At 61.6% G+C, this 18,878-nt stretch carries 17 protein-coding genes; 15 read left to right on the forward strand and 2 right to left on the reverse strand.

The features are described 5' to 3' along the window. Window positions 1–41: 41 nt before the first annotated feature. From SPBM01_RS03465 to SPBM01_RS03535, 15 genes are all read left to right on the forward strand, one after another. A complete protein-coding gene (locus SPBM01_RS03465) occupies window positions 42–725 on the forward strand; it encodes a complex I 24 kDa subunit family protein (protein WP_188064019.1) in 684 nt (227 codons plus the stop codon). Beyond that, window positions 722–2,056 carry an NADH-quinone oxidoreductase subunit NuoF gene (gene nuoF, locus SPBM01_RS03470; protein ID WP_188064020.1) on the forward strand — a complete coding sequence of 445 codons (1,335 nt, stop codon included), beginning with the start codon at window positions 722–724 and terminating at the stop codon, window positions 2,054–2,056. The genes SPBM01_RS03465 and nuoF overlap by 4 nt, the downstream gene beginning before the upstream one ends. Window positions 2,057–2,058: 2 nt before the next feature. Then, entirely contained in the window at window positions 2,059–4,065 is a 2,007-nt protein-coding gene (gene nuoG, locus SPBM01_RS03475) for an NADH-quinone oxidoreductase subunit NuoG (RefSeq protein ID WP_188064021.1), read from the forward strand. Continuing rightward, entirely contained in the window at window positions 4,062–5,105 is a 1,044-nt protein-coding gene (nuoH, locus tag SPBM01_RS03480) for an NADH-quinone oxidoreductase subunit NuoH (protein ID WP_188064022.1), read from the forward strand. Before nuoG ends, nuoH begins: the two co-directional genes overlap by 4 nt. Next, window positions 5,102–5,596: a hypothetical protein gene (locus tag SPBM01_RS03485; protein WP_188064023.1), complete on the forward strand. Its 495-nt coding sequence runs from the start codon at window positions 5,102–5,104 to the stop codon at window positions 5,594–5,596. Before nuoH ends, SPBM01_RS03485 begins: the two co-directional genes overlap by 4 nt. Continuing rightward, entirely contained in the window at window positions 5,593–6,078 is a 486-nt protein-coding gene (gene nuoI / locus SPBM01_RS03490) for an NADH-quinone oxidoreductase subunit NuoI (protein WP_188064024.1), read from the forward strand. Before SPBM01_RS03485 ends, nuoI begins: the two co-directional genes overlap by 4 nt. Before the next feature lie 141 nt (window positions 6,079–6,219). Continuing rightward, window positions 6,220–6,831, forward strand: coding sequence for an NADH-quinone oxidoreductase subunit J (locus tag SPBM01_RS03495; RefSeq protein ID WP_188064025.1), 612 nt, complete (start codon window positions 6,220–6,222; stop codon window positions 6,829–6,831). A gap of 17 nt (window positions 6,832–6,848) precedes the next feature. After that, the gene (gene nuoK / locus SPBM01_RS03500; RefSeq protein WP_019053664.1) at window positions 6,849–7,133 is read left to right on the forward strand and encodes an NADH-quinone oxidoreductase subunit NuoK; all 285 of its coding nucleotides are present in this window, start codon (window positions 6,849–6,851) and stop codon (window positions 7,131–7,133) included. 10 nt (window positions 7,134–7,143) lie between these two features. After that, window positions 7,144–9,201 (forward strand): NADH-quinone oxidoreductase subunit L, encoded by a 2,058-nt coding sequence (nuoL, locus tag SPBM01_RS03505; protein ID WP_188064026.1) that lies wholly within the window; start codon window positions 7,144–7,146, stop codon window positions 9,199–9,201. Further along, on the forward strand, window positions 9,201–10,766 hold the full coding sequence (locus SPBM01_RS03510) for an NADH-quinone oxidoreductase subunit M (protein WP_188064027.1): 1,566 nt from the start codon (window positions 9,201–9,203) through the stop codon (window positions 10,764–10,766). The genes nuoL and SPBM01_RS03510 overlap by 1 nt, the downstream gene beginning before the upstream one ends. Then, window positions 10,766–12,202, forward strand: a complete 1,437-nt coding sequence (nuoN, locus tag SPBM01_RS03515) for an NADH-quinone oxidoreductase subunit NuoN (RefSeq protein ID WP_188064028.1) — start codon at window positions 10,766–10,768, stop codon at window positions 12,200–12,202. The genes SPBM01_RS03510 and nuoN overlap by 1 nt, the downstream gene beginning before the upstream one ends. Window positions 12,203–12,246: 44 nt before the next feature. Beyond that, entirely contained in the window at window positions 12,247–12,906 is a 660-nt protein-coding gene (locus SPBM01_RS03520; protein ID WP_188064029.1) for a biotin--[acetyl-CoA-carboxylase] ligase, read from the forward strand. A gap of 19 nt (window positions 12,907–12,925) precedes the next feature. Then, window positions 12,926–13,708, forward strand: coding sequence for a type III pantothenate kinase (locus SPBM01_RS03525; protein WP_188064030.1), 783 nt, complete (start codon window positions 12,926–12,928; stop codon window positions 13,706–13,708). After that, window positions 13,705–15,342 (forward strand): ribonuclease J, encoded by a 1,638-nt coding sequence (locus SPBM01_RS03530; protein ID WP_188064031.1) that lies wholly within the window; start codon window positions 13,705–13,707, stop codon window positions 15,340–15,342. Before SPBM01_RS03525 ends, SPBM01_RS03530 begins: the two co-directional genes overlap by 4 nt. A gap of 9 nt (window positions 15,343–15,351) precedes the next feature. Then, window positions 15,352–15,621 (forward strand): DUF1467 family protein, encoded by a 270-nt coding sequence (locus SPBM01_RS03535; RefSeq protein WP_188064032.1) that lies wholly within the window; start codon window positions 15,352–15,354, stop codon window positions 15,619–15,621. 53 nt (window positions 15,622–15,674) lie between these two features. Here SPBM01_RS03535 and SPBM01_RS03540 read toward each other — a convergent pair whose 3' ends face one another. Both SPBM01_RS03540 and SPBM01_RS03545 read right to left on the reverse strand, forming a co-directional pair. Beyond that, entirely contained in the window at window positions 15,675–17,351 is a 1,677-nt protein-coding gene (locus tag SPBM01_RS03540; protein ID WP_223177766.1) for a response regulator, read from the reverse strand. Next, window positions 17,348–18,856: an ATPase domain-containing protein gene (locus SPBM01_RS03545; RefSeq protein WP_188064033.1), complete on the reverse strand. Its 1,509-nt coding sequence runs from the start codon at window positions 18,854–18,856 to the stop codon at window positions 17,348–17,350. Before SPBM01_RS03545 ends, SPBM01_RS03540 begins: the two co-directional genes overlap by 4 nt. Window positions 18,857–18,878: the final 22 nt, after the last annotated feature.

Below are 18,878 nucleotides of genomic sequence, written 5' to 3' on the forward strand. Positions count from 1 at the left end.
GGCAGCGAGATCCCAGCTTTTGCTGGGATGACGGTGAATTAATGGCTGACGCAGTGCATATCCCCGATGAAGCCGAAACCCGCGCGCGCTGGGGCGCTTTTACGTGGACGGCGGACAATGCCGAACAGGTGAAGACCATCATCGCCCGCTACCCCGCCGGTCGCCAGCAGTCGGCGGTCATGCCGCTGCTCGACCTGGCCCAGCGGCAGGTGGGGGCGGAGACGCAGACGCAAGGCTGGCTGCCCGTGCCGGTGATGGAATATATCGGCGACCAGCTCGATATGCCGTACATGCGGGTGTATGAGGTCGCGACCTTCTACACCATGTATAACCTCGCGCCGGTCGGCCGTTACCATGTGCAGGTGTGCGGCACGACGCCGTGCATGTTGCGCGGGTCGGACGATGTGTTCGCGGCGTGCAAGAACAAGGGTCTGGTGAAGGGCGCGACGACGCCCGACGGCCTGTTCACGCTGACCGAAGTCGAATGTCTGGGCGCGTGCGCCAATGCGCCGATGGTGCAGATCAACGACGATAATTTCGAAGACCTGACCTATGACAGCATGAGCGCCGTCCTTGAGACGCTCGCTGCCGGTGGCCAGCCCAAGATCGGACCGCAGATCGAGCGCCAGACGAGCGCACCGGAAGGTGGGCCGACGACGCTGAAAGAGATGGTCAGCGAAAATCACGATTACCGGGGCCAATGGAATGAAGGAGCGCGGGCATGACCGACGCACCCGTAACTGCACCGGCCCCGTTCGTCGGGCCGTTGTCCGACAAGGACCGCATCTTCACCAACGTCCATGGCTTTCAGGACTGGGGCATCGACGCGGCGATGAAGCGCGGCGACTGGGACAATACCAAGGCGCTGCTGGCGCTGGGCCAGGACGCGATCATCGACATCATCAAGGCGTCGAACCTGCGCGGCCGTGGCGGCGCGGGCTTCCCGACTGGCTTGAAGTGGAGCTTCATGCCCAAGGAAAGCAAGGATGGTCGTCCCAGCTTCCTGGTCATCAACGCCGACGAATCCGAACCGGGCAGTTGCAAGGATCGTGAGATCGTGCGGCATGATCCGCACAAGCTGATCGAAGGCGCGCTGGTCGCGGGCTTTGCGATGCGGGCGCGCGCCGCGTACATCTATATTCGCGGCGAGTTCATATTCGAAGCCAAGATATTGTCGGCGGCGGTCGAGCAGGCCTATGCCAAGGGCTTTATCGGCAAGAATGCCTGCGGGTCGGGCTATGATTTCGATGTGTTCGTGCATCGCGGCGCGGGCGCCTATATCTGCGGCGAGGAAACCGCGCAGATCGAAAGCATCGAGGGCAAGAAGGGCCAGCCCCGGTTGAAGCCGCCTTTCCCGGCAGGCGCGGGCCTTTATGGTTGCCCGACCACGGTGAACAATGTGGAATCGATCGCGGTCAGCCCGACGATCCTGCGGCGCGGCGCAGCCTGGTTCAACAGCTTCGGGCGCGAAGGCAATCGCGGCACCAAGCTGTTCCAGATCAGCGGCCATGTGAACAAGCCGTGCGTGGTCGAGGAGTCGATGTCGATCCCGTTCCGCGAACTGATCGACCGCCATTGCGGCGGCATTCGTGGTGGGTGGGACAATCTGCTGGCGGTGATCCCCGGCGGCTCGTCGGTGCCTTTGGTTCCCGCGCGCGAAATCATGGACGCGCCGATGGATTTCGACGGGTTGAAGGCGCTGGGTTCGGGCCTTGGCACTGCTGCTGTCATCGTGATGGACAAGTCCACCGACATCGTCCGCGCCATTTCGCGGCTGTCCTATTTCTACAAGCATGAAAGCTGCGGCCAATGCACGCCGTGCCGCGAAGGCACTGGTTGGATGTGGCGGGTGATGGAACGGTTGCGCACCGGCGAGGCCGAAATCGGCGAAATCGACATGCTGCATCAGGTGACCAAGCAGGTCGAAGGCCACACCATCTGCGCGCTGGGCGACGCGGCGGCATGGCCGATCCAGGGGCTGATCAAGCATTTCCGCCCGGAAATCGAACGCCGCATCAACGAGCGCGGCGCGCCTGTGATGGAGGCGGCGGAGTAATCATGCCTAAAGTCAAAGTAGATGGCGTAGAACTGGAAGTCCCTGCGGGCGCGACGGTTCTGCAAGCGTGCGAGATGGCGGGGAAGGAAATTCCGCGTTTCTGCTATCACGAACGGCTGTCCATTGCGGGCAATTGCCGCATGTGCTTGGTCGAAGTGAAGCCTGGACCGCCCAAGCCGCAGGCGTCGTGCGCGCTGCCCGCTGCCGAGGGGCAGGACATTCGCACCGACAGCGAAATGGTCAAGAAGGCGCGCGAAGGGGTGATGGAGTTCCTCCTCATCAACCATCCGCTCGATTGCCCGATTTGCGACCAGGGTGGCGAATGCGATTTGCAGGACCAGTCGGTCGCCTATGGCCGGGGATCGTCGCGCTATGACGAGAATAAGCGCGCGGTCACCGAGAAGAATATGGGTCCGATCGTCAAGACGGTCATGACCCGCTGCATTCAATGCACCCGTTGCGTGCGCTTTGCCGAGGAAGTGGCGGGCGTGCCGGAAATCGGGGCGATCGGTCGCGGCGAAAATATGCAGATCACCACCTATCTCGAACATGCCGCCAAGAGCGAATTGTCGGGCAATGTGGTGGACCTTTGCCCGGTCGGCGCGCTGACGGCCAAGCCCTATGCTTTCGAGGCGCGTCCGTGGGAGTTGAAAAAGACCCATGCGATCGACGTGATGGATGCGCTTGGCACCAACATCCGGCTCGACAGCCGGGGGCGTCAGGTGCTGCGCGCGGTGCCGCGCATCAATGATGATGTGAACGAGGAATGGGCGTCGGACAAGACCCGGCACAATGTCGATGGTCTGGTGCGCAAGCGGCTCGACAAGCCCTATGTCCGCAAGGACGGCAAGCTGGTTCCTGCGACTTGGGCGGAGGCTTTTGCGGCGATCGCGGCGGTGCCGCATGGCGGCAGCGTGGCGGCGATTGCCGGTGACCTGCTCGATTGCGAGACGATGTTTGCGGGTAAGGCACTGGTCGAGGCGCTGGGCGGCACGATGCTCGAAGGGCGTCAGACGGGCCTTGCCTATGACGTGTCGAGCCTGTCCTCGGTCGTGTTCAACACGCCGCTGGCGGAAATCGAAAACGCGGACGTCATCCTGCTGGTCGGGACCAATTTGCGCTGGGAAGCGCCGCTGGTAAACACGCGGATCCGCAAGGCGATCAAGAAGGGCGCGAAGGTCTTTGGCATCGGGCCTGAGTTCGACCTGACCTACAAGGTCGAGTGGCTGGGCAATGATGCGGCGCTGCTGGCCAAGCTGCCGCAAGCGGTGGTCGAGGCATTCGGCAAGGCTGCGCGGCCCGCGATGATCGTGGGTGGCGGCGTGCTGGCCAAGGATGGCGCGCATGGCGATACGCTGGCGCTGGTCGAGACGCTGGGCCTGATCAAGGACCAGTGGAACGGCTATAATGTGCTGCATTTCGCGGCGGCGCGGATGGGCGGGCTGATGCTCGGCTATGCGACGGCGGGCGGGATCAAGGCGATTGCGGCGGCCAAGCCCAAGCTGCTGTTCGCGCTGGGCGCGGACGAGGTGGATTATGCCTCGTTCGCCGACAGCTTCAAAGTCTATGTCGGCCATCATGGCGACAAGGGTGCGCACAGCGCCGACGTGATCCTGCCGGGCGCAAGCTATGCCGAAAAGGCTGGCACTTACGTCAATCTGGAAGGCCGGGTGCAGTTTGGTGAAAAGGCTGTGTTCGCGCCGGGCGATGCCCGCGAGGACTGGTCGATCCTGCGTGCCTTGTCCGAAGTGATGGGCGCGAAGTTGGCGTTCGACAGTTTTGATGCGCTGCGTGCCGCGATGGTGGCGACGGTGCCGGCGCTGGGCGTCGAGGGGATTGCCGATTATGGCTGGTCCGTCCCGTCCCTGCCCACCGGCGCGAGCGGCGAACTGGGGTCGCCGATCAAGGATTTCTACCTGACCAACGCCATTTGCCGCGCCAGCCCGACGATGCAGCAATGTTCGGCGGAACTGGTCCACGGGGTTGAATTTGCGGAGGCCGCAGAGTGACCGCTTTCTTCCAGAATTTCGGAATGCCGTTCGAAGGCGCGTGGCTGTTGTCCACAGTCATCGGCATATTGCTGATCGCGCTGCCGGTGATGCTGGCCGTCGCGATGATCATCTATGCCGATCGCAAGATATGGGCGGCGATGGCGCTGCGCCGTGGTCCCAACGTGGTCGGCCCGTTCGGCCTGCTTCAGTCCTTTGCGGACGGCCTCAAGGTGTTCCTTCAGGAAACCATCGTCCCGTCGGCGTCGAACAAGGCGCTGTTCCTGATCGCGCCGATCATCACCTTCACGGTCGCTTTGATGGCATGGGCGGTGATCCCGTTCCAGATCGGCGTGGTGCTGGCGGACATCAATGTCGGCTTGCTCTACATTCTCGCAATTTCTTCGCTGGGTGTGTATGGCATCGTGCTGGCGGGCTGGGCCTCCAACTCCAAATATCCTTTCTATTCCGCGATCCGCGCCAGCGCGCAGATGATCAGTTATGAAGTCTCGATCGGCTTCATTTTGATCTGCGTGGTTTTGTGGGCGGGCAGTTTCAACCTGACCGCGATCGTGGAAAGCCAGAAGGGCTATTATGGCTTCCTGAACGGCAATGGCTTCAACCCGTTGCTGTTCCCGATGGCGATCATGTTCCTGATTTCCGCCATGGCCGAAACCGCGCGTGCGCCGTTCGACCTGACTGAAGCGGAAAGCGAGCTGGTCGCGGGTTATCAGACCGAATATTCGTCGATGGCCTTCGCGCTCTACTGGCTCGGCGAATATGCCAACGTCATCCTGATGTGCGCATTGAACGCGATCCTGTTCTGGGGTGGCTATCTGCCCCCGGTCGACTGGGCGCCGCTTTATTATGTGCCGGGCATATTGTGGCTGTTCGCCAAGATCCTGTTCTTCTTCTTCGTCTTTTCCTGGGTAAAGGCGACGGTGCCTCGTTACCGTTATGACCAGTTGATGCGGCTGGGCTGGAAAATCTTCCTGCCGACCTCGCTCTTCTTCGTCTTTCTGGTGTCGGGCTTCCTCATGCTGACGAGGTATGGGGGATGATGGCGACTGCTCTACTTCTTCAGGCTGCCGTTCCTGTGGCTGCGCCTGCACCGCCGCTTTCGGCCAAACAACTGACGATGCCGATCGTGGAAGCGACCTGCAAGATCGCCGATCCAGATGGGCGCGCTCATGACCTTAGGATCCGCCAGACTGGCGGGCGCGGTTATGATGTTCCTCGAAATGGATCAACTCACCGGGCGCGTACGGATGTAAAGCATACCATATTGCGTGATACGGCTGGCGTTTTCGATGGCTTCGAGTTTCAGATCGGTCCCCGTGAAACTTGGCCTGGCGACGTGAAGGCGTTCAAGCGGCCCGGCCAGACGGTGCAAATGCAGACATTCGGCACTGGCCGCGATGATAAATATGCGATCTTGTTACGCCGGAAATGGTCGAACCCGGATGTCGATCTTCTCGGTTTTTGCGATGTGAAGAAAACGCCCCAGACCCCGCTCGATGCGGCGGAGACGGAAGAGGCTACAAGACAATGAGTGTCGGTTACTATATCAAGTCGTTCACCCTCTGGGAGTTTGTGAAGGCGCACTGGTTGACCTTGAAATATTTTTTCAAGCCTAAGGCGACGATCAATTACCCCTATGAGAAGAACCCGATCTCGCCCCGTTTCCGCGGCGAACATGCGCTGCGTCGCTACCCCAATGGGGAAGAACGCTGCATCGCGTGCAAGCTGTGCGAGGCGGTGTGCCCGGCGCAGGCGATCACCATCGAGGCGCAGCCGCGCGAGGATGGCAGCCGCCGCACCACGCGCTACGACATCGACATGACCAAGTGCATCTATTGCGGTTTCTGTCAGGAAGCCTGCCCGGTGGACGCCGTTGTGGAAGGGCCGAATTTCGAGTTCGCGACCGAAACCCGTGAGGAGCTGATCTATGACAAGGCCAAGCTCCTTGAAAATGGCGACAAGTGGGAACGCGCGATTGCCGCGAACCTTGCCGCCGATGCGCCTTATCGGTAATGCGCGCGCATTCGACATCAAACCCGGCTTCGTTCGTTTCGAGCGCAGTCGAGAAACCGGAACCATGCGCAGCGTTTCTCGACTGCGCTCGAAACGAACGGGACAGGTTCGTGAGACACGCACAGAGGTTGGTTTTCTGAGATGATCCACGTCTTAGCCTTTTACCTGTTCGCCATATTGGTGGTGTGTAGCGGCGCGCTCACCATCTTGTCGCGCAATCCCGTTCATTCTGTGCTGTGGCTGATCCTCGCCTTCTTCAACGCGGCGGGCCTGATGGTCCTGCTTGGGGCAGAGTTTATCGCGATGCTGCTCGTCATCGTTTATGTGGGGGCAGTCGCGGTGCTGTTCCTGTTCGTGGTCATGATGCTGGACATCGACTTTGCCGAATTGCGCGCCGGTTTCGTCAGCTATCTGCCGTTCGGGCTGCTGATCGCGCTGGTGCTGCTGGCCGAAATCGTGCTGGGCATCGGTTTGTGGAGTGCAGGGCCGATCGAACTGGCGCAGCGCGCGGCACCGAACGCGCCCGATGTTTCCAACATCAAGGCGATCGGGACTTTGCTCTACACCCGCTACATATTCCTGTTCGAAGCGGCGGGCATTGTCCTGCTGGTTGCGATGATCGGGGCGATCGTCCTGACCCACCGCACCCGTGGCGGCACCAAGGGACAGAATGTGGCGAAGCAGAATCGCCGCCGTCCGCAGGATGCCGTGCGCAATATCAATCAGCCCACAGGGCAGGGGGTGGAGCTGTGATCGGCCTTCAACATTATATGGTGGTCAGCGCCATCCTGTTCGTGATGGGGGTGCTGGGCATCTTCATCAATCGCAAGAATGTGATCATCATCCTGATGGCGATCGAACTGATCCTGCTCAGTGTGAACATCAACCTTGTCGCCTTCAGCGCCTTTCTGGGCGATCTGGTGGGCCAGGTATTTTCGATGTTCGTGCTGACCGTCGCGGCGGGTGAGGCGGCCATCGGGCTTGCCATCCTCGTCATTTACTTCCGTGGTCGCGGCACCATCGCCGTCGACGATGTCAACCGGATGAAGGGCTGAGCCTGAACTCATGATCCAGCTTATCGTTCTTCTTCCGCTGCTTACAGCCGCCATAGCTGGCCTTGGCAACAAGGCGCTGGGCAAGCTGCCGGCAAAGATCATCACCACTGGCGCGCTGTTCATTTCCTGCGCGCTGAGCTGGCCGATCTTCATCAGCTTTCTGACGGGCAGCGCGGAAGCGCATGTCACGCCGCTGTTCACCTGGATCCAGTCGGGCAGTTTCGACGCGCAATGGGCGCTGCGGGTGGACACGATGACGGCGGTCATGCTGGTGGTCATCACCAGCGTGTCGAGCCTGGTTCACCTCTATAGCTGGGGCTATATGGACGAGGAGCCGGATCAGCCGCGCTTCTTTGCCTATCTGTCGCTGTTTACTTTCGCGATGCTGATGCTCGTGACCGCGAACAATCTGCTCCAGATGTTCTTCGGTTGGGAAGGGGTGGGGCTGGCCTCTTACCTGCTCATCGGTTTCTGGTTCCGCAAACCCTCTGCCAATGCCGCTGCGATCAAGGCGTTCGTCATCAATCGCGTGGGCGACCTTGGCTTCATGATGGGGATTTTCGGCACCTATCTGGTGTTCAACACCATCTCCATTCCCGAAATTCTTGAGGCCGCGCCGTCAATGGCCGGTTCCACCATCGGGTTCCTGGGCCATCGGTTCGACACGATGACGGTGCTGTGCCTGCTGCTGTTTGTCGGCGCGATGGGCAAGTCGGCGCAGTTGGGCCTGCACACATGGTTGCCGGACGCGATGGAAGGACCGACGCCTGTGTCGGCGCTGATCCACGCGGCGACCATGGTGACGGCGGGCGTATTCATGGTGTGCCGTCTGTCGCCGATGTTTGAAACGTCGCAAACGGCGCTGACAGTCGTGACCTATGTCGGCGCGGCGACCTGTCTGTTCGCGGCGACCGTTGGCACGGTGCAGACCGACATCAAGCGGGTTATTGCCTATTCGACCTGTTCGCAGCTGGGCTATATGTTCTTTGCAGCGGGCGTCGGCGCCTATGGCGCGGCGATGTTCCACCTGTTCACCCACGCTTTCTTCAAGGCGCTGCTGTTCCTGGGGGCCGGTTCGGTCATCCATGCGATGCACCATGAACAGGATATGCGTTACTATGGCGGGTTGCGTAAGAGCATCCCCATCACCTTCTGGACGATGACGCTTGGCACGCTGGCGATTACGGGCGTTGGCCTGCCGCTGGCGGGGATCGGTTTTGCCGGTTTCTATTCCAAGGACGGTATCCTGGAGGCGGCCTATGCCGCTGGCGGGGCCGGGACCGGGGCGTTCATCGTCGGCGTGTTCGCGGCGTTGCTGACCAGCTTCTATAGCTGGCGTCTGGTGTTCCTGACCTTCTTCGGCAAGCCGCGCTGGACCCAGTCGGAGCATATTCAGCACGCGATCCATGATGCCCATGGGCATGACGATCACGCGGCCCCTGCGCACGCTCATGACGCGCATGGCCATGACGATCATCACGCGCACGACAGCGCCGACGGCACGGGTGGCTATCATCCGCATGAAAGCCCATGGGTAATGCTGGTGCCGCTGGTGGTGCTGAGCCTGGGCGCGGTGTTTGCCGGCTTCCTGTTCCATGACCAGTTCATTGGGCCAGAGGGCGGGATCGCGTTCTGGAAGGGTGCCTTGTCGTTTGACAGCCATCTGATGCACGCCGCGCATGAAGTGCCGACATGGGTCAAGTTCGCGCCGTTCACGGTGATGCTGACCGGGCTGCTGATCGCTTATCTGAGCTACATCAAGAACACCGACTGGCCGCAACGTTTCGTTGCTACATTCGGCGCGCTCTACACCTTCCTGCTCAACAAATGGTTTTTCGACGAATTGTACAATGTGCTGTTCGTCAAGCCAGCCTTCGCGATCGGCCGCTTCTTCTGGAAGTTCGGGGACGTGGGGCTGATCGACCGGTTCGGACCCAATGGTCTGGCTGCGCTGGTCGTGCAGGGCAATAAAGTGACCCGTCGGCTCCAGTCCGGCTACCTCTACACCTACGCGCTGGTGATGCTGATTGGCCTCGCCGCTGCCGCAACCTGGGCGATGACACGATAATGGACGGCTTCCCCATCCTTTCCCTGATGATGGCAGTGCCGATGGCGGGTGCCATCGCCTGTCTGTTTGCGGGCGCCAACAATGCGCGCTGGATCGCGCTGATCGCCACGCTGGTCGATTTTGTCCTGGGCATCGCCTTGTGGATGAATTTCGACCAGTCGGGCAGCGGCGCGCAGTGGCAGTTTCAGGAATATGCGCCAGTGTTCGGGCGCTTCGCCTGGGCGCTGGGCATCGATGGCATCGCGCTGATGCTGATCGCGCTGACCGTGTTCCTGATGCCGATCTGCATCGGCGCAAGCTGGAACGCGATCGAAAAGCGGGTCGGCGAATATATGGCGGCCTTCCTGTTCATGGAAGTGCTGATGATCGGCGTCTTTACCGCGCAGGATCTCTATCTTTTCTACATCATGTTCGAAGCCGGCCTGATTCCGATGTATCTGATCATCGGCATCTGGGGCGGCGCGGACCGGATCTACGCCAGCTATAAATTCTTCCTCTACACATTGTTCGGATCGGTGTTGATGCTGATCGCGATGATGTGGATGGTGCATGAAGCCGGCACGACCGATATTCCCACGCTGATGGCCTATAATTTTCCGGTCCATGCGCAAACCTGGCTGTTCCTGGCCTTCTTCGCCAGCTTTGCGGTGAAGATGCCGATGTGGCCGGTCCACACCTGGTTGCCCGACGCGCATGTTCAGGCACCGACGGCGGGTTCGGTCATCCTTGCGGGCGTGCTGCTGAAAATGGGTGGCTATGGCTTCATCCGTTTCTCGCTGCCGATGTTCCCCGAAGCCTCAGCGCAGCTTGCGCCGCTGGTCTGGGGGCTGTCGATGGTCGCGGTGGTCTATACCTCGCTGGTCGCGCTGGTGCAGTCGGACATGAAGAAGCTGATCGCTTATTCGTCGGTCGCGCATATGGCGATCGTGACGATCGGCCTGTTCGCCTTCAACCAGGCGGGCATCGAAGGCGCGATGATGGTCATGCTGGGCCACGGCCTGGTCGCAGGCGCTTTGTTCCTGTGCGTGGGCGTGGTGTATGACCGGCTGCACACGCGCGAAATTGCGCGCTATGGTGGCCTGTCCATCAACATGCCCAAATATGCGGTGCTGTTCCTGTTCTTCACCATGGCGGCGGTCGGCTTGCCCGGCACGTCCAACTTCGTGGGTGAATTTCTGGCGCTGATGGGCGTGTATCAGGCGTCTAGCTGGGTCGCTTTGGTCTGCACCACCGGGATCATCCTGGGCGCGGCCTATATGCTCTACCTCTATCGCCGCATTTGCTACGGCCCGCAGGTCCATGCCGATGCCGCCGCGATGCCGGACCTGTCGTTGCGCGAATTCTGGCTGATGGCGCCGATTGCTGCTGTCGTGCTGTGGATGGGCGTTTATCCCGAAAGTTTCCTGGCACCGATGCGGTCCGACATTCGTGCGCTTGAAGCGCGCCTCGCGCCTGCCGCTCCGGCGGGGGATTCCAAGATCAAGATGGGTGCGCCCAAGCCTGCGGGTGAAGCGCATGAAGAAGCCCATCACGAAGAAGTTGCCGCGCACGGGGAGGCGCACTGATGATCGACTCCGCTTCCCTTCTGGCAGTATTGCCCGAACTCATCCTGACGGCAGGCGGCCTTGCGCTGATGCTGGTCGCGGCCTTTGGCGGCGATGGCTCGGCGCGCGTCGTCAACTGGCTGTCGGTGCTGACGCTGGCGGTGGCGGGCATTGCCCTGTCCTGCTCGCTGGCCCATGGTCCCGATGCGTTTGACGGGCTGGTCCGCGCCGATGCTTTCTCGGTCTTTGCCAAGGCGCTGATCTATACGGCGGCGGCGGCGGCGATTTTGCTGGCCCCGCGCTTCTTTTCGACCGATGGCGCGCCGCGTCCCGAATATCCGGTTCTGATCTTGTTCGCGGCAATCGGCATGGGCATGATGGTTTCGGCGGGCGACATGCTGACGCTCTATATCGGGCTGGAAATGAACAGCCTGGCCTCCTACGTCCTGGCCAGCTTCATGCGGCAGGATGAGCGCTCGTCCGAAGCGGGCCTGAAATATTTCGTGCTGGGTTCGCTGGCCAGCGGCATCCTGCTCTACGGCATTTCGCTGCTCTATGGCTTTACCGGCAGCACGGCGTTCGATGGCATTGCCGTTGCGCTGGGCGATGGCGTGGGCAAGGGCGAATTGTTCGGTCTGGTGTTCGTGCTGGCAGGGCTGGCGTTCAAGATCAGCGCCGTGCCGTTCCATATGTGGACGCCCGACGTATATGAAGGCGCGCCGACGCCCGTCACGACCTTCTTCGCCAGCGCGCCCAAGGTGGCGGCCATCGGCCTGACCGTGCGCGTTGCCATCGAGGCGCTGGGTCCGGCGGGTCTGGACTGGCAGCAGATCGTGATCTTCGTCGCGCTCGCGTCCATCCTGTTCGGTGCGGTCGCGGCGATCGGCCAGACCAACATCAAGCGGCTGATGGCCTATTCGTCGATCAACAATGTCGGCTTTGCGCTGATCGGCCTTGCCGCTGGGACGCCTGCCGGGGCGGCAGCGACGATGAGCTATATGGCGATCTATGTCGTCATGACCATCGGCGCGTTCGCCTGCATCCTCCAGATGCGCGACGTGGACGGCAAGCCGATCGAAACGATCGCCAGCCTGGCGGGCCTGTCGCAGTCGCGTAAGGGACTGGCGGCGGCACTGGCCATCTTCATGTTCTCGATGGCTGGTATTCCGCCGCTGTTCGGTTTCTGGGCGAAGTTCCTGGTGTTCGATGCGGCGGTGGCTTCGGGGCTGACCGCGCTGGCAGCGTTCGGCATCGCGGCTTCGGTGATCGGCGCTTTCTATTATCTCAAGGTCATCAAGACGATCTATTTCGACGAGCCGGTCGTCGCCTATGAAGCGAAGGGTGGCGCGGTCGAGAATGTCGTGCTGACGGCCTGCGCCGTCGTCATCGTGCTGGGCTATCTGCTCAACCCTGTGCTGGATCAGGCGAGCGCTGCGGCTGCGGCGTCGCTGTTCTGACCGAGATACGCTTCGTTGCGGAAACCGGATCGACCAATGCCGACATGCTGGCACTGGTCGATCAGGGGGTAGCGGAAGGCGCATGGTTGCGGGCAGGGCGGCAGACCGGGGGCAGGGGCCGGATGGGCCGTGCCTGGGAAAGCCCGGAAGGCAATCTCTATTGCTCCACACTGGTGCGATTGCGGCCTGCCGATCCGCTGGCGCATACGCTGGCGCTGGTCGCGGCCAATGCCGTCTATGCACTGGTCGCGCCGCTATGTAGCGGGCAGGCACGGATCAAATGGCCCAACGACATATTGGTCGATGGCGCGAAAATCGCGGGCATATTGCTCGAACGGGCGGGCGACGCGATCGTCATCGGTATCGGCATCAATGTGACGGGGCATCCGGTGGGGCTAGATCGTCCCGTGACGAGCCTAATAGCGCAGGGTGCGGCGGGCGCGGACGCACAGGCACTGCTTGAGCGACTGGCGACGTTGTTCGCGCATTGGTTTGCGATCTGGCGGGCGCAGGGGCTGGACCCGGTGCGCACGCACTGGCTGCTCAACGCCCATCCCACCGGCACGCCGATGCGCGTCGTCCAGCCTGACGGTAGCACGGTAGAAGGCGCATTCGATACGATCGACCGACAGGGCATGTTGATCCTGCGCTTGGCGAATGGGGATAGTCGTGCCATTCACGCGGGCGACATCCTGCTTATCTAACCTTTCGAGGGATCGGCCAATGCTTCTCGCGATCGACGCGGGCAATACCAATGTGGTTTTCGCGCTGCTCGACGGCCGGGACATCCGTGCGCGCTGGCGCATCGCGACCGATCCGCGCCGCACGGCGGACGAATATGCCGTCTGGCTGAACCAGTTGCTGATGCTGGAAGGCTTTAAGCTCGCCGATGTCGACGCAGTCATCATCGCGACGGTGGTGCCGCGCGCGCTGCATAATTTGCAGGTGCTGGCGGAAAAATATTTCAAGACGAGCGCGCTGGTCGCCGGGCAGGCGCCAGTCGAATGGGGCATCGAACTGGACGTGGCGGAGCCGGGGTCGGTCGGGGCCGACCGGGTTGTAAATGTCATCGCTGCGCACCATCTTTATGCAGGCGACCTGATCGTCATCGATTTTGGCACCGCGACGACATTTGACGTGGTCGATTATAGCGGCGCTTATAAGGGCGGCATAATCGCGCCGGGGATCAACCTTTCGCTCGATGCGCTGGTCGCGGCGGCGGCAAAGCTGCCCAAGATCGCCATCGCCCCGCCAGAAAATCGGTCCGTTATTGGCCGCACCACCGAAGCACAGATGCACATCGGCGTCTTTTGGGGCTATGTAGCGATGATGGAAGGGCTGGTCGCCCGTATGCGCGCGCAGATCGGTCGACCGACCAGAGTGATTTCAACGGGGGGCTTAGCCGTCATCTTCAACGACAACAGCGATATTTTCGATGCGATCGCGCCGGACCTGACGGTTCAGGGCCTCGCGCTGATGCACGAACGGAGTTTTAGAACAGAATGACACCCAAAGATGAGCTGCTCTTTCTGGCCCTTGGCGGGTCGGGCGAGATTGGCATGAATGTGAACCTGTACGGTTGCCAGGGTAAATGGGTCATGGTCGATCTCGGCATGACCTTTGGCGATCCCAGCTATCCGGGCATCGAACTGGTGCTGCCGGACCTGAGCTTTATCGAGGAACGGCGTGACGACCTGCTCGGCATCGTGCTGACGCATGGGCATGAAGATCATATCGGCGCGATTCCCTATCTGGCCGCCGACCTTGGCGTGCCGCTTTATGCCACGCCGTTCACGGCGGGCCTGATCCGGTTGAAGCTGGAGGAAGAAGGCCTGTCGAAGGACGTGAAATTGCACGTCATTCCCAATGAAGGCAGCTTCAACCTCGGCCCGTTCGGTTTCCGCTATGTGCCGCTGGCCCATTCGATCCCCGAAGGCAATGCGGTGCTGATCGACACGCCCTATGGCCGGATTTTCCACACCGGCGACTGGAAGCTGGACGACAAGCCGCTGCTGGGCCAGCCATCGACCCCGGCGGAACTGACTGCGATCGGCGATGAGGGCATTTTGGCGCTGGTGTGCGACAGCACCAATGTGTTCAACGACAAGGCCAGCGGTTCCGAAGGCGATGTGCGCGAAGGGTTGATGCAGACCGTGGCGAGCGCCAAGGGCCGGGTGCTGGTCACCACCTTTGCTTCCAACGCGGCGCGGGTGCAGACGCTGGGCGAAGTGGCCGCTGCTTGTGGGCGCAAGGTATGCGTGGCCGGGCGTTCGCTCGACCGGATCATTTCGACCGCCAAGGCGGCAGGCTATCTCAAGGATTTCCCGCCCACGGTCGATTGGGACGATGTCATGTCGCTGCCCCGTGACGAAGTGATGATCATCGCCACCGGCGGGCAGGGCGAAGCGCGCGCGGCGCTGGCCCGCATCGCGTTCGACAGCCATCCGATCAAGCTGAGCGAAGGCGACATGGTCGTATTTTCGTCCAAGCAGATTCCGGGCAATGAAATGGCGATCGGCCGTATTCAAAATGCGCTGGCGATGAAGAATATCCTGATGGTCACGGATCGTCAGGCCGAAGTCCATGTGTCGGGCCACCCCGGTCGCCCCGAATTGGAAGCCATGTATGGCTGGATCCGCCCGCAAATCCTGCTGCCCGTCCATGGCGAGCGGCGGCATATGGCGGAACAGGCGCGGTTGGGCATTGCCAGCGGCGTGCCGCACGCCGTGGTCCAGTCCAATGGCGACCTGTTGCGACTGGCGCCGGGCGCACCCCGGATGCTGGGCAAGCAGGATGTCGGCCGTCTGGTGCTGGACGGCGACGTCATCCTGCCCGCTGATGGTGCGACCATCAACGAACGGCGCAAGCTGGGCCTGCATGGCCAGATCAGCATTGCCGTGGCGATCGACCGCAAGGGCAAGCTGGTCGGCAGCCCCGTGTTGCGCACGCAGGGGGTGCCGGTCGAGGAGGACAAGGAGGCATTCCTGACCGAAGCGGCGCAGGAAGCGGCAGCCGTGGTTCCCAAGGGCAATCAGGAGGAGGACGCCGTGCGCGAACGCATCCGCCTGGCCGTGCGGCGCACCGCGACACGCTGGACCGGCAAGAAGCCGGTAGTGGACGTGTTGCTCATTCGGGCGTAGTCCGGGGTCATGAACACCTACGCCATATTTGCCATCTACCTGCTGTTCTGGGTGATCAGCGCCTTCATCATGCTGCCCTTGGGCATCCGCACGCCGGATGAAACGGGGGAAATCATGGTGAAGGGGCAGGCGGACAGCGCGCCGAGCAATTTCCGGCCGGGTGTCGTCGCGTTGCGCGCGACGATTCTCGCGACACTGTTGTTCGGCCTCTATTATGCCAATTATGTGCAGGGTTGGGTCACGGTGGATATGCTGCCGGGCTATGGCGGATCGCGCTGAATTTTTCGGCTTTGCGTCGCCTGCCGCATCATGGGTGATGGGGCAGGCGACGTTCAGGCCGCATCCGCCGTGATCTGGCCAAGGGTGGCGATAAGGTCGTCCATCTTGAACGGCTTGCGCAGGATATGGCGGACCAGGCTGGTGTCGGCCGATACTCCTTCCTCCGCATATCCCGTCACCATGACGATGGGCAGTTGCGGTGCCATTGCCTGTGCGGCTTCTGCGACTTCGATACCGCTCATGCCGGGCATGGCGAAATCCACGATCATCATGTCGGGGATATGCGCGTCGATTTGCGCCATGGCATCCTTGCCGGACGCTGCCTGCATCACCTGATATCCGAACATTTCCAGACCTTCGACCACGAAGCGGCGCACGCCTTCGTCATCATCGACCACCAGAACGCATAATTTCTTGTCGCTATAGCTGGAGCGCGACACGGGATCGGCATGGGTAGCATCGACGGCAGGCGCATGAGTAAGCGGCAGCCAGATGCTGACCGTCGTTCCATTGCCCTCCACGCTTTCGATCTGGGCGACACCGCCCGATTGCCGCGCGATGCCGAATACCTGGCTAAGGCCAAGTCCGGTGCCTTTGCCCAGCGCTTTGGTCGTATAGAAGGGATCGAACACTTTGGTCAGGAGATGGCGGGGGATGCCGGTGCCATTGTCGCGCACCCGCACGACGCCATAATCGCCCGCTGCAAGGCCGTCGGGGGTGTGATGCCCCACGTCCGTCTCGATCGTCAATATGCCGCCGTCGGGCATGGCGTCGCGGGCGTTGATGGCGAGGTTCAGCACCGCCAGTTCAAGCTGATGGGCGTCCGCCATGACCCAGGGCTGGGTCGATGCCAGCGACCGTCGCTGGTCGATGCGTGGCCCGATGGTCCGTGCCAGAAGATCGGCCATGCCATCGACCAGCGCGTTCATGCTGAGCGGGGCGAGCGCCAGTTGCTGCGTTCGGGAAAAGGCGAGCAATTGATGCGTCAGTTTCGCGGCCCGGTCCGTCGCTTGCGATGCGAAGCGGGCGTGCCGCAATATCCGGTCGTCGTCGGACCGGCGCTCGATCATTTCCAGATTGCCGGACACCACCGTCAGCAGATTGTTGAAGTCATGCGCGATGCCGCCGGTCAACTGGCCGACCGCTTCCATCTTTTGCGACTGGACCAGTGCCGTTTGCGCCCGTTCGCGTTCGGCCACTTCCTCCATCAGCATGTTGTTGGTGCGTGACAATTCGCTCGTCCGGTCAGCAATCCGCGCTTCCAGATTGCCGTTGAGCTGGGTCAGCCGTTCCTCGGCGGACTGAAGCGCGGCCAGCCGCTCACGCGCTTCATATTGGCGGCGGCGCACGCGCATGGCGGAGCGGACGGCGCTGCCCAGGGTTTCGCTGTGGATCGGCCGTTCCAGCACGATGACATTGCCCAGCCGTTCCAGCACCAGCATGGCTTCGCGCGAACGATGCCCCGCGCGCCGGGTGGCAAGCAGGATGAACGGAAAGTCCGACCATGGCGGTTGCTGCTGCACCCAGATGTCCAGATCCCCACGATCCGCGCCCGCCAGCGATTCCTCGGTAATGATGGCAGTTGCCGCCCCGATGATCAGTTCGCTGCTGAGGGCATCCGCGCTGGCGCAAATCGTGCTGGCATAATGCTGCTTCGACAGCAGCGCTTCTATGACGGGAGCGTCGCGCCCCCGCAGGGCAAGCAACAGGATACGGTTTTCCACGATCATGTATCGCTGGCCGCCGGTTCCGCCGCCAGCAGCGGGGTGCCGCCGTTGTAGGTAGGCAATCCCGTCAGCACGCCTTCGAAATCGCGCAACGGTTCGCCGATCGTGATGCCGGTGCGTCCCAGCCGATATTCACGGATGCTCGCTTCGTGCGGGGTCGTGCGGCTTTTGGCCACGGACACGGCTTTCAACATTTCGCCGCGCGCCTCGAAATAGCGGAACAGGACGATGGTGTCGGACAGGTAGCTGAGGTCCACGTCAGACCGGACATCGCCGATGATGCCATGCTGGCCCAGTATCAGGACGGTGATGACCCCCTGCTGGTTCAGGTAGCTGAGCATTTCGTGCATTTGCAGGACCAGGAATTTTTCACCCGGCATCGCCTGCAAAAAGGCGTTCAGGCTGTCGATCACGACGAACCGGACGCCATCTTCTTCCACCGCCTTGCGCACCCAGCTGGCAAATTCGCCGGGCGACAGTTCCGCCGGGTCGATTTGCGTGACGGTCAACGCGCCACTATCCAGATGGGGTTGCAAATTCATGCCCATCGCCCGCGCGCGGGTCAGCATGGTGGCGCGCCCTTCATCGAACAGGAAATAGGCCGCCTTTTCACCGCGTGCGATTGCGCTGAGGCCGCATTGCACCGCCGTGCTGGTCTTGCCGACGCCCGAAGGCCCGTTGAACAGCAGGTTGGTGCCGACCGAAATGCCGCCGCCCAGCATCTGGTCGAGCCGATCCAGACCCGTCGACACCAGTTGTTCGACATAGTCGGTATGATGTTCGGACGCGACCAGGCGCGGGAACACCGCGACGCCGCCGGTTTCGATCACGAAGTCATGATAGCCGCCGCGATATTTGACGCCGCGCATCTTGACCACGCGCAGGCGCCGCCGTTCCGTGCCATATTCCTGCGCAGCCTGTTCCAGCGTGATGACGCCATGGGCGATGCTGTGCAGTTGCAGGTCGTTGGGGTCCGAACTGCGGTCGTCCAGCATCAGCACGGTGCATTTGCGCAGCGAGAAATATTGCTTCAACGCCAGGATCTGACGGCGATAGCGCAGCGAATTTTGTGCGAGCAGGCGCATTTCGGACAGGCTGTCGAACACGACGCGCACGGGCATGATGCGATCGACACATTCCATGACACCCTGAATCGTCTCGCCCAACTCGACTTCTGAAGGCTCCAGAATCGATTGCTCGGCCTCGGGGTCAAGGCCATCACCGCTGACCAGTTCGAACAATTCGATGTCGTCCAGGCTCCAGTTATGGCTGCGGGCCACTTCGCGCAGTTCGGCCGATGTTTCGGACAGGGTGATATACAGGCCACGTTCGCCGATCCGCGCGCCTTCCAGCAGGAATTGCAGCGCGATGGTCGTCTTGCCGCTGCCGGGGGTTCCTTCCAGCAGATAGGCGCGATTGGCGGTCAGGCCGCCGCCCAAGATATTGTCCAGATCGGCAATTCCGACCGAAACGGTGGACTTGCCTTCACTTGCGACGAATTCACTCATGTCGTCCTCAAACTGTTGCGCT

The organism is Sphingobium sp. KCTC 72723, from assembly GCF_014280435.1.
Lineage (GTDB): Bacteria > Pseudomonadota > Alphaproteobacteria > Sphingomonadales > Sphingomonadaceae > Sphingobium.